The 8,156-nt window shown below is 59.7% G+C and carries 8 protein-coding genes; 5 read left to right on the top strand and 3 right to left on the bottom strand.

Annotated features, from left to right (window positions below):
• Positions 1–263 precede the first annotated feature (263 nt).
• A complete protein-coding gene (locus AC1RDQ_RS20990; protein WP_057715785.1) occupies positions 264–1,400 on the bottom strand; it encodes a catalase family protein in 1,137 nt (378 codons plus the stop codon).
• A gap of 28 nt (positions 1,401–1,428) precedes the next feature.
• Complete coding sequence (locus tag AC1RDQ_RS20985; RefSeq protein ID WP_057715784.1) at positions 1,429–3,231, bottom strand: di-heme-cytochrome C peroxidase; 1,803 nt, start codon at positions 3,229–3,231, stop codon at positions 1,429–1,431.
• A gap of 270 nt (positions 3,232–3,501) precedes the next feature.
• On the opposite strand from AC1RDQ_RS20985, the gene bamJ reads away from it, so the two are divergent.
• The 5 genes from bamJ to AC1RDQ_RS20960 all read left to right on the top strand — a co-directional run bounded on the left by bamJ (position 3,502) and on the right by AC1RDQ_RS20960 (position 6,198).
• Complete coding sequence (bamJ, locus tag AC1RDQ_RS20980; protein WP_090453947.1) at positions 3,502–4,218, top strand: BamJ family beta-barrel-assembly machinery protein; 717 nt, start codon at positions 3,502–3,504, stop codon at positions 4,216–4,218.
• 292 nt (positions 4,219–4,510) lie between these two features.
• The gene (locus AC1RDQ_RS20975; RefSeq protein WP_057715782.1) at positions 4,511–4,966 is read left to right on the top strand and encodes a YkvA family protein; all 456 of its coding nucleotides are present in this window, start codon (positions 4,511–4,513) and stop codon (positions 4,964–4,966) included.
• 114 nt (positions 4,967–5,080) lie between these two features.
• The gene (locus AC1RDQ_RS20970) at positions 5,081–5,422 is read left to right on the top strand and encodes a helix-turn-helix domain-containing protein (RefSeq protein WP_007974980.1); all 342 of its coding nucleotides are present in this window, start codon (positions 5,081–5,083) and stop codon (positions 5,420–5,422) included.
• Positions 5,419–5,790, top strand: a complete 372-nt coding sequence (locus tag AC1RDQ_RS20965; protein ID WP_007898892.1) for a hypothetical protein — start codon at positions 5,419–5,421, stop codon at positions 5,788–5,790. The genes AC1RDQ_RS20970 and AC1RDQ_RS20965 overlap by 4 nt, the downstream gene beginning before the upstream one ends.
• Entirely contained in the window at positions 5,791–6,198 is a 408-nt protein-coding gene (locus tag AC1RDQ_RS20960) for an SEL1-like repeat protein (protein ID WP_057715781.1), read from the top strand. It abuts the gene before it with no gap.
• A 24-nt stretch (positions 6,199–6,222) separates the two neighbouring features.
• Here AC1RDQ_RS20960 and AC1RDQ_RS20955 read toward each other — a convergent pair whose 3' ends face one another.
• Positions 6,223–8,013 carry a bifunctional diguanylate cyclase/phosphodiesterase gene (locus AC1RDQ_RS20955; protein WP_492588004.1) on the bottom strand — a complete coding sequence of 597 codons (1,791 nt, stop codon included), beginning with the start codon at positions 8,011–8,013 and terminating at the stop codon, positions 6,223–6,225.
• Positions 8,014–8,156: the final 143 nt, after the last annotated feature.

Genomic DNA, 8,156 nt, shown 5'->3' with positions numbered 1-8,156 from the left:
CGGTAGTTCAGTCGGTTAGAATACCGGCCTGTCACGCCGGGGGTCGCGGGTTCGAGTCCCGTCCGCTGCGCCATATTCGGTAACCTGGAACACTGAACGCCAGGTCACCACAGAAAGCCCGCCTTGTGCGGGCTTTTTGCTGTCCGGGATTTGGCTTTCCTCGCTCCCCGTAGGAGCGAGCTCGCTCGCGATGGTCGTTAACGATAACGCGTAGATTCAGATAGCCAGCGGCGCCCATGGGTTTTTCGCGAGCAAGCTCGCTCCTACAGTTCGGCGTTACGGCTGTGCCGGTAGTCGCTGACGGCTTCATACACGGCCTTGCGCAGGCGATTGATCCCGCCAATCGGTCGGTGCGCCTCGATGCCGAACCAGGGATTGAACGACTGGTTGTCGCATTGCAGGTTCAGCGCCGGTGTATCGAAGTCCTGCGCCGGAACCTTGATTCGCGCCACCGTCTCGAAGGGCGCATCGCTCTCGCGCCACTCAATGCTGGTGTCTTCAATCGGCATGTACTTGTTGGCGTCCTGTCGCTGGATTTGCAAGGCGAAACATGCAGGCACCCGGTCGGTCGACAGCTGTTGGTTCAGCGCATTGCGCAGAAAGTTTGGCAGCTTGCGATTCTGTTCCGGCAGGTTGTAGGCCGGGCAGCCATCGGGATCGGGCATGACCCGGAACTTCGCATTGGCTTCACCGAATTTGTAGGGTGAAACCGAAAAGTACGTCGTCTGGGTCGGGCTCGACGGGGCAGGGGCCAGTGTCGCCAGGGCAATGAACAGGTGGCGAACCTGCCAGGTGCGTGGGTCCCGGCCGGGGAAGAAGGCCATCATCTTTTTACCATCGGCCTGGGCGGCGACGTTCTGACGGTATTCGGCGACATTACTGACAAAGAAGTTCGGGTGGTTGAACATCACAAAGTCCTGTTCACCTCGGCCCTGCCGGTCGCTCAACAGTTGCTTGCCCGGCACATCGAACAGTTTGATCGCCATGCCCCGGGCGTCGCGGATGCTGTCGAACTGCGGGTAGGCATTGCCGTTGGACAGGCGCATTGTCGCTTGCCAGGTTTTACCCGGCTCGCTGAACACACCCTGGCGCAGTTCGCCTGGCAGTTCCGGCAGCACCTGAACCTCGGCCTTCACACAGCCATGGGCCTTGGCATGGGCGTCGCGCAGGTAGCGGGTGCTTTCACGGTGCTGATCGACGATGCGCACGGCGGTCTGGATGATGTCCTGGGTCATCGCCGCTTCGTCGTCCGCAATCAACTCCTGCGCCGAGACCGGCCCGCGATGCTGCCAGGCAAACCAGGCGCTGGCCAGGGCCCAGCCCAGCACGCCGAGGACCAGTGACCACAGCAACAGCCTGGCGAGGAAGGCGCCCAGGCGCAGCCAGAGCGTTATCAGCATGGGAACGTTCTCCTGACTGAGGCAGTGGTCATGGCAATTGCGCCTCCAGCGGGCCGCCCAGCACTTTCAGATACTCCAGCAATGCCCAGCGTTCTTGCGGTTGCAACCCGCGGCCGATCACGCCATTGCCGAGTTTGCCGGCACGGAATTCATGGCCACTGTTGTGGTTGCCGGTGATACGCGTGTCGAACAGGAAGCCATTGGCAAAGGCTTCGGTGCGGTAACCCAGGTGTCCCGGGTCGTATTCGAAAGTGCCTTTATAGAACGTGGTCGCACGCTCATCCTGAGGCGATAGCAGCTGATAAATACTCGGTACCGAACCGTTGTGCAGAAACGGCGGTGTCGCCCATACACCCGCCAATGGCCTGGCCTTGTACGAACGCAATTCGCGCACTCCGATTGGCAGACCGAAACCGTCCATTTCAGGGCGCTCGGCAGGGGTGACATTGGCGTCTTGATACGCGCGGCCCTGGACATAGGCGGTGACATAGGCCAGTCCCTTGGCCACGGACATCTTGCTCAGGTCCAGAGGCTCGTCGGGTTTTGGCTCGACATCGAGTTGTTCCAGTTCGGCCTGCTTCCATTGCAGCGCTGTCAGGTCGAAGCGGTGGTCGGCGATGTTGTTGGCCGCGCCGGGGTCTGTGCCGATGTAATCCACCGGGAGCATTTTCAGGTGCTGGACGTATCGTCCCTCGCCCTGGGTGGTGCGCGGTACATGGCAACCCGCGCAGTTTTCGGCGAACAAGGTGCGCCCCTGGGCTGCCAGAGGCTTGTCGACCGCGCCCAACAGGTCTTCCGGCCAGGCCGGAGGTGAGAGTCGTTGCAGGGTTTCTTCGATCAGGTGCAGATCGCGTACGCGAACACTCGACGGATAGCGGGCATCGCCCATCAGCGGCTGGCCGTTCTTGTCGAAGAAGTTCAGCGTGGCGCCGACGCCCAACGCCTCGCCGATGTTGCGGGCCATGGGTTGTTTCGCCGAACCATTCCACTGCACCCATTCGAACGTCCACATGTCCCACAGCTGTGGATAATCGACCGGGGCATTGGCCACGCGGTAGTTGTCGGGGGAAATCGCATCACCGAAGCTGGCGTTGGCGATGCGCCCGAAGGCGTCTGTGCGCCCCGGGCCTTCCTCGGTCGGATAGAGCCCGCGATGGGTGTCGTTCCAGGCCACTTTGAGGAATGTATCCAGTGAAGATTTGAAATCTTTGCGCAACTGTTGGTGGCGCGTCTCGTAGTCCTGGCCAAGCACGTTGCGTGCGAAGCGCTCGAATTTCCACGGGTTGTAGTAAGTGGAGGCGAGGCTGGCCACCAGGGCCTGTCCGAAACTGCCGCCTTTGAGCGTAGGAACACTGGACGGCAGCACATGTTGCGCCGAGCCGCCGTCGATACGCAGGGCTTGACCCTTGAAACGCAGTTCACCGGTGTGGCAGGCCGCGCAGGTGATATCCAGAAACACATCCGGGCTCCCCGCGTTCTGGTGCCGGGTAAAGCCTGCCGGGAGGTTGCCGGGGTTGTTCGGTGTTGGTGCCTGGCCGGGGTCCACCAGGAAACCGAAGCGGGCGAGGTATTCGGGGGTGGCGAAGCGTTGTTGCGAGAAGGGCAGTTCGAGGGCAGTGAACCAGTCATAGCGCAAGCCTTTGACCTGAGTGCCCTGGGGCGTGAAGTAATAAGTATCTCGATCGGCGGCGCTCCATTGCTCCAGGTAATGCACCTGTTGTGCGGGCGACCAGGCCGGCAATTTCGGGTTGGCGACGTAATAAAGAACCACGGCGATGACCAGCCCGAGCAGTAGTGCGATGAGAATCAGCAAACGAAAGAAGAGGCGCAAAATAAACTTCCTTGTCGAATTATCCTGCCGTTATGCCCGAGCACTCAGGGTGGGGCAAGAGGCCATTACGCCAGATATTGTAGGTTCAGGAATCAGCCTGCGTCGGAACAAGATGAAAGAAGCTTCATCGACAGGAATTGTGAAATGCGTTTAAACACCTGAACTTATCAATTGTTTCCGGCTCTCATGCCGGTAGCCATTGGTCGTGGCGGCCTGATAAGCTCGCGGCTTTACTCGATTGCCCTTTAGGCGCATGAACAAGGAAATAGCATGAAACAGCATCGGTTGGCGGCGGCGGTAGCCCTGGTTGGCCTGGTACTCGCGGGTTGTGATTCGCAGACCAGCGTAGAGCTGAAAACTCCGGCGCAAAAAGCTTCCTACGGCATTGGCCTGAACATGGGCAAGAGCCTGGCTCAGGAAGGCATGGATGACCTGGATTCCAAGGCTGTAGCCCAGGGCATCGAAGACGCCGTCGGCAAGAAAGAGCAGAAGCTCAAAGACGAAGAACTGGTCGAGGCGTTCGCCGCACTGCAAAAGCGTGCCGAAGAGCGCATGGCCAAGATGAGCGAAGAGTCGGCGGCTGCCGGCAAGAAATTCCTCGAAGACAACGCCAAGAAAGCTGGCGTGACCACCACCGCTTCGGGCTTGCAGTACGAAGTCGTGCAGAAAGCCGATGGTCCTCAGCCAAAGCCGACTGACGTAGTGACCGTTCACTACACCGGCAAGCTGACCAATGGCACCGTATTCGACAGCTCCGTCGAGCGCGGCAGCCCGATTGATCTGCCGGTCAGCGGTGTGATCCCGGGTTGGGTCGAAGGCCTGCAACTGATGCACGTTGGCGAGAAGTACAAGCTGTACATCCCTGCTGACCTGGCTTACGGTGCTCAAAGCCCAAGCCCGGCGATTCCAGCCAACTCGGTGCTGGTATTCGACCTGGAACTGCTGGCCATCAAGGATCCGGCAAAAGAAGACGCCGCTGCCAAGTAACCAGCGCCTGCTTCGATAACAACGCCTCGCTCATGCGGGGCGTTGTTGCATCTGGCGTTCGGTACGGGTAAACAAAACGAACAGACGCTCTAGGCTGGAGTCTTAGGCATAGTAGTGTTGGCGGTAGACGCACAAGGCCGCCAAGTCAATGAAATTATGGGTTTTTTTTGATGAGTAAAAAACGCCCGATCTGAACGCGGGCCTTGTAAAACGGGGCTTACAGCGATGAAAAGCAGCTCTGTTCACAAGGTTATCCACAATTTGTGTGGATAACATTTCAACGGGAGGAATGATGAAAACGCCTTGGAGTTTCGCTCGTTTCCTGCCACTGGCCGGACGTCTGCTGGCACGCGGTCGATTGCCAACCCTGTTGTTCGCGGTCGCCAGTAAAGGCGCAAGCCAGGGTAATCGATTGGGCAAGATCAAGGACGACTTGAAGCTGTTGCAGGCACTCTGCCTGGCCTACTGGCGTGGTGAGTATCGCGCCATCAGCCCCAAGGCGCTGGTTTCGGTTGTCGCGGGCCTGATGTATTTCCTCAGTCCGGTGGATGCGATCCTGGATTTCATTCCAGTATTTGGCATGCTCGATGACATCGCGGTACTGGCATGGCTGATGAAAGTGCTCGACGACGAGCTCAATGCCTTCCGCGCCTGGCGCAAACGGCAGGTGCCCGAGAAGCTCGCGGTGGTTGAGCGTCTGCCTGATACCCCCGAGCAACTTCAACTTCAAGGCCCGAAAAAACACTGATTCGATTTTGATGAGTTCATAGATTGATGCCCCCCGCGACCTTGGCCGCTGTTAGGATTACACTTCTAGGGAAAAGTGCCGACTCGCTAAGTGTTGTTGTCCTACGGGGTAGTGATGGATATTCAGATAATTACACGCGAAGGCGAGCCCGAATATGCGGTTCTGCCATGGGCTCAGTATCAGGCGTTATTGAAAGCAGCGGGCATCAAAGAGCAAGCGTCGCCTCAAGCCACGAAGCCTCAGGCGGCGACACCAGACGCGATACTTCCGGGTCTGGATCAACTACGCAGTTTGCGCGAGGGGAAGGGCATCGCCATCGAGGCGTTGGCCCGCACGGTAGGCATCAGCCCGTCTTACCTGGCCATGATCGAAAGTGGCGAGCGTCTGCCCGACGCCGCGATTCGCCGTAGCCTGGCCTGGGAATTGACGGTGCCAGGGTGGAGGGATGAATCGTGAGCGTACGCATCAGTCGTCAACATTGGGACGGATTGCTCGGCGAACTGGATCAGGCGCGTCGCCAGCGCCATCTGTTGACGTATCGGGCATTGCTGGAGCGTTTGCAGCTGCCGACCCCGGCCATGCAGACCCTGACGGCGGCCCTTGAGCATCTGGCGGCTTTGGACGCCAGGGCGGAGCAGCCATTGCGCAGTTCACTGGTGATCAGTCAGGGCGCCAGCCGCTTGCCGCGCACCGGTTTCTTTGAATGTGTCGAGCGTCTCGGGCGTTTTTCCGGGCCGTCTGACGGCGTTGCCGCCGCGTCCTGGCATGCTTCGGAAGTGGTGCGGGTGTTCGAGTACGAATACCCGGAATCGGCCGAGGCCTGAGTGTTTTTACAACTCAAGGCGCGGGCTGGTTACTGGCTCGCGCGCCGATTGTTTCACTGGTCATGGTTTGTCCGTCAGCCACGTGGCTGGCGCTGGCTCGAAGGCCAGTTCGCACGCATGGCCAACCTGGGCGATGTCGGCGCCCAGAGCTTCTATGGGCACATCCTGGCGTTTCGCGGCGTCGGCCTCGGTGCTCGTGAGGAGGGCGTGCGTTTGTTGCGCCTGGCGGCGTTGGCGGGCGATGGCAAGGCGGCGTATCAGGTGGGCGTGATCACACTGGCCGGGACGGCGAGCAAGGCTCCGGATCCGGTCGAAGCGGCGCGATTCTGGGAGATGGCGGCGAAGGCCGGGCATCCATTGGCGCCGATCAAGCTCGAAGAGCTGAAGTCTTCCTCGGCGCCTCGTTGATCGGAGTGAAGCCGGAAAGCGCCCTTATCGATGCCCGGAAACGAGCAGCTCTTCAACAGTCGAAACCACCCGGCTATCAATCACATGCACGCTATAGCCCTGCACATTCTTCGCATGGTGCTTGGCCTGTGATGCCATCTCGGCCAACTGGCTCGCATCGAGTTGTCCACAGGCCTGTGGATGCAAATGCACTACGCCGATCGACAGCGATAACAACGCAAACTCCTGGCGCTGCCCCTGGCGATTGGGTGCGATGAAGCAGCCGGCTTCCAAGTGCTCGCTGCGGTAGAAGCGCCGGCACTGGCTCTGGAAGTCGTCAAGCAACTGGTTCAAACGTTTGCGCCAGTCTTCCGGGCCTAGCACCAGCAGGAAATCATCGCCGCCGATGTGGCCGACGAAGTCGCGGGACGGGTCGATGCGATCGTTCAGGCATTGCGCCAGGCACAGCAGGACTTCGTCGCCGCGACCATAGCCGTAGATGTCGTTGAAAGGTTTGAAGCTATCAATGTCCACGTAGCAGATCACCGATTCCCTTCGCTGTTGCAGCAGTCGCGTCAGGCATTGCTGAATCGGCACGTTGCCCGGAAGCAAGGTCAACGGGTTGGCGTAGCGGGCCTGCTGGATCTTCAGTTCCGTGATCAGCTTGAGCACGTCGATCACCCGGCCCAACCCCAGGTAACCGCCGTTGAGGGTAATGATGAAATCTTCTTCGATGCGCTGGCGGGCACGGCTGGTGATCAGGCGGCTGACTTGTTGCAGTGACTGGCTCAGCTCGACGGCGAGGAAGTCATCGTTCATCAGGCGGCTGATGGGCTTGCGGGCGAACAGGTCGGTGGCAAAGGGTTTGAGCAGGGCGTCGGAGAGCGAATGACGATGGACAATGCCGCAGGGTTGACCCTGTTCATCCAGGACTGCCAGCGAGTTCAGGTTGGCCTGGCGGCGAAAGGCTTCGAGCACCGTGGCGGTCGGCGTGTCGCGGTTCACCGCGGGCAGCTCGTTGAGCAGGGCGCTGAGGTCGCTGCCGTCTTCGCTCAGTGCAACGGCGGTGCTGTCCTGTCGGGGCATCAATGTCCGGGCATCCCGTGGCGGGTGTTCCTGGGGGCGGCAGAGCAGATAGCCCTGTACCAGGTCCACGCCCATTTCTGTCAGCACCGTGAGTTCTTCGGGGAGCTCGATACCTTCGGCGATGACTTGCGCCCGCGAGGCCTTGGCGATTTGCAGGATCGAGCCGACGAACTCGCGCTTGAGTGCATCCTGATGAATGCCATCAATGAAATGCCGGTCGATTTTCACGTAATCCGGCCGTAGCTCGGACCACAAGCGCAAACTCGAATAGCCCGCTCCCAGGTCATCCAGCGCAATCGAAAACCCCATCGCCCGATAGTGATGCAGGGCGGTTTGCAGCAGCTGGAAATCGTCCGTCGGCGTCTGTTCCGTGAGCTCGATGACCACCTGGCTTGGCGCAATGCCGAAATCCTGCAGCAATTGCAGGGTGCGCCCCGGTTGATGGGCCGCTTCGAGCAGGGACTCCGGGGACACGTTAAGGAACAACAGGCCAGGCAGTTGTTGCTCATTGAAGCGTCGGCAAGCGCTTTTGCGGCAGGCAATTTCCAGCTCGCTCAGGCGTCCGGCCTGGCGGGCGACGGCGAACAGGGCGACAGGGGAGTGCAGAGGGCTGTTGGAGGGGCCACGACTGAGGGCTTCGTAACCGAGGATGCGTCGTTCAGAGAGGCTGATGATCGGTTGGAACAGACTGTGTAAACCGCTTTGACTCAGGATCGAGCTCAAGGCACTCAGCTGTTCGGTTGTGGTCATGGCGATCTCTGGCAATAAAAAAAGGACCGGGCGTGCCCTTGGTAAAAAGAGCACGCCCGGTCCTTTATTTCACGACAGAATGATGACTGTTTGATGACGCTACCGGGGCGTCAGCATTAAATTGCCATCAGTTGTTTGTACAA

The sequence above is a fragment of the Pseudomonas sp. GW823-FHT02E01 genome (assembly GCF_058797535.1).
The sequence above is the reverse complement of the archived record's forward strand: the minus strand, read 5'-3'. Positions and strand labels throughout refer to the sequence as shown.

Excerpts from the sequence above, each read along its gene's own strand:
- AC1RDQ_RS20990 (WP_057715785.1), bottom strand. The coding sequence starts at position 1,400 with ATGCTGATAACGCTCTGGCTGCGCCTGGGCGCCTTCCTCGCCAGGCTG.
- bamJ (WP_090453947.1), top strand. The coding sequence starts at position 3,502 with ATGAAACAGCATCGGTTGGCGGCGGCGGTAGCCCTGGTTGGCCTGGTA.
- AC1RDQ_RS20975 (WP_057715782.1), top strand. The coding sequence starts at position 4,511 with ATGAAAACGCCTTGGAGTTTCGCTCGTTTCCTGCCACTGGCCGGACGT.
- AC1RDQ_RS20970 (WP_007974980.1), top strand. The coding sequence starts at position 5,081 with ATGGATATTCAGATAATTACACGCGAAGGCGAGCCCGAATATGCGGTT.
- AC1RDQ_RS20955 (WP_492588004.1), bottom strand. The coding sequence starts at position 8,013 with ATGACCACAACCGAACAGCTGAGTGCCTTGAGCTCGATCCTGAGTCAA.